The following is a 2,026-nucleotide window of genomic DNA, read 5'->3' as shown; positions in this document are numbered from 1 at the left end:
TTTTTTTGAAATCCAATAAATTTGTGGTAAAATTAAACGCATTGTAAATAAATTCTCATTTTGATACATTTTTTGCAATAAAACATTACTTTAAGGAACATTTTATGAAAAAAACGAAAAAAACGATTCTGCTTTCTCTAACTCTTGCGGCATCATTGCTCCATGCTGAAGACAACGGCGTTTTTTTAAGCGTGGGTTATCAAATCGGTGAAGCGGTTCAAAAAGTGAAAAACGCCGACAAGGTGCAAAAACTTTCAGACACTTATGAACAATTAAGCCGGCTTTTAACCAACGATAATGGCACAAACTCAAAGACAAGCGCGCAAGCGATCAACCAAGCGGTTAATAATTTGAACGAACGCGCAAAAACTTTAGCCGGTGGGACAACCAATTCCCCTGCCTATCAAGCCACGCTTTTAGCGTTGAGATCGGTGTTAGGGCTATGGAATAGCATGGGTTATGCGGTCATATGCGGAGGCTATACCAAAAGTCCAGGCGAAAACAATCAAAAAAATTTCCACTACACCGATGAGAATGGCAATGGCACTACAATCAATTGCGGTGGGAGCACAAATAGTAATGGCACTCATAGTTCTAATGGCACAAATACATTAAAAGCAGACAAAAATGTTTCTCTATCTATTGAGCAATATGAAAAAATCCATGAAGCTTATCAGATTCTTTCAAAAGCTTTAAAACAAGCCGGGCTTGCTCCTTTAAATAGCAAAGGGGAAAAGTTAGAAGCGCATGTAACCACATCAAAGTATCAACAAGATAATCAAACTAAAACGACAACTTCTGTTATTGATACGACTAATGATGCGCAAAATCTTTTGACTCAAGCGCAAACGATTGTCAATACCCTTAAAGATTATTGCCCCATGTTGATAGCGAAATCTAGTAGTGGAAGTAGTGGCGGAGCTGCTACAAACACCCCTTCATGGCAAACAGCCGGTGGTGGCAAAAATTCATGTGCGACTTTTGGTGCGGAGTTTAGTGCCGCTTCAGACATGATTAATAATGCACAAAAAATCGTTCAAGAAACCCAACAACTCAGCGCCAACCAACCAAAAAATATCACACAACCCCATAATCTCAACCTTAACACCCCTAGCAGTCTTACGGCTTTAGCTCAAAAAATGCTTAAAAACGCGCAATCTCAAGCAGAAATTTTAAAACTAGCCAATCAAGTGGAGAGCGATTTTAACAAACTTTCTTCAGGCCATCTTAAAGACTACATAGGGAAATGCGATGCGAGTGCTATAAGCAGCGCAAATATGACAACGCAAAGTCAAAAGAACAATTGGGGGAACGGGTGTGCTGGCGTGGAAGAAACTCAGTCTTTATTAAAAACAAGCGCCGCTGATTTTAACAACCAAACGCCTCAAATCAATCAAGCGCAAAACCTAGCCAACACCCTTATTCAAGAACTTGGCAACAACCCTTTTAGGAATATGGGCATGATCGCTTCTTCAACCACGAATAACGGCGCCTTGAACGGGCTTGGGGTGCAAGTGGGTTATAAGCAATTTTTTGGAGAAAAGAAAAGATGGGGGTTAAGGTATTATGGTTTCTTTGATTACAACCACGCCTATATCAAATCCAATTTCTTTAACTCGGCTTCTGATGTTTGGACTTATGGGGTGGGTAGCGATTTGTTGTTTAATTTCATCAACGATAAAAACACCAATTTCTTAGGCAAGAATAACCAGATTTCTTTTGGGCTTTTTGGAGGCATCGCGTTAGCAGGGACTTCATGGCTTAATTCTCAATTCGTGAATTTAAAAACCATCAGCAATGTCTATAGCGCTAAAGTGAATACGGCTAACTTCCAATTTTTGTTCAATCTCGGCTTGAGAACCAATCTCGCTAGACCTAAGAAAAAAGATAGCCATCATGCGGCTCAACATGGCATGGAATTGGGCGTGAAAATCCCTACCATTAACACGAATTACTATTCTTTTCTAGACACCAAACTAGAATATAGAAGGCTTTATAGCGTGTATCTCAATTATGTGTTTGCTTA

The 2,026-nt window shown here is 39.7% G+C and carries 1 protein-coding gene; it reads left to right on the top strand.

The window, feature by feature from the left end:
• Positions 1 to 104 precede the first annotated feature (104 nt).
• Positions 105 to 2,026 (top strand): Hop family adhesin HopQ (gene hopQ, locus CXY28_RS08530; RefSeq protein WP_100980493.1); only part of this gene is annotated, 1,922 nt, incomplete at its 3' end.

Source organism: Helicobacter pylori, from assembly GCF_002832345.1.
GTDB lineage: Bacteria > Campylobacterota > Campylobacteria > Campylobacterales > Helicobacteraceae > Helicobacter > Helicobacter pylori_CP.
Note: the sequence above shows the minus strand (reverse complement) of the source record. Positions and strands in the feature narration are given on the sequence as shown.